This window comes from Mesorhizobium sp. WSM4829 (assembly GCF_055811475.1).
Genome location: NZ_JBVVQJ010000145.1, coordinates 1 through 540, shown reverse-complemented (window position 1 = coordinate 540; position 540 = coordinate 1). Strand labels below are relative to the sequence as shown.

Genomic DNA, 540 nt, shown 5'->3' with positions numbered 1-540 from the left:
CTTGAGTCGACGCTTCGCATTGACTCTGCCAAGCGCGGGCGCGCGGACGGTCGGGACGAGTCCCTCTTTTCCTGGTTTCAGGCCGCAATGGACGAAGCCAGGAACAGGGACTCCACCAGCCTTGCCGCCAATACCGTCAAGCATTGGGTGTCCCGCCTGCGCGCGTTCAGCGTCTGGCTTCAGAACCAGTCCGGCAACTTGACAGTGGCCAGCCTGATTGATGACCCTGATGCGTTGGCTGCCCGCGCGGCGGCGTTTGTGGTCGACGGTGGCGACAAACGTGTCCACAGAGCCTTGACCGCCCTGCGGGATTCCCGCGCCGGGAACGTCACCAAATATCACGATCCTCGTCCCGATCCTCATCCCGAAGACGAGGATCTCCTCAAGCAGTTCGCGGAAGCAGCCAGGCGGCTCAACGTTCACCCAGAAACGATCGCGCATAATGTATTGGTTCTTAGAGGGTTTTCTCGGTGGCTTAAAAAAAACAACAAGCCGCCCATGGCTTCCGATTCTCGGTTTCGAACCGAATCGATAAACGAC

At 59.1% G+C, this 540-nt stretch carries 1 protein-coding gene; it reads left to right on the top strand.

Annotated features, from left to right (window positions below; translation table 11 throughout):
- Positions 1 to 540: hypothetical protein (locus tag AC0L17_RS34595; RefSeq protein ID WP_473519009.1), on the top strand; the 540-nt coding region annotated here is incomplete at both ends.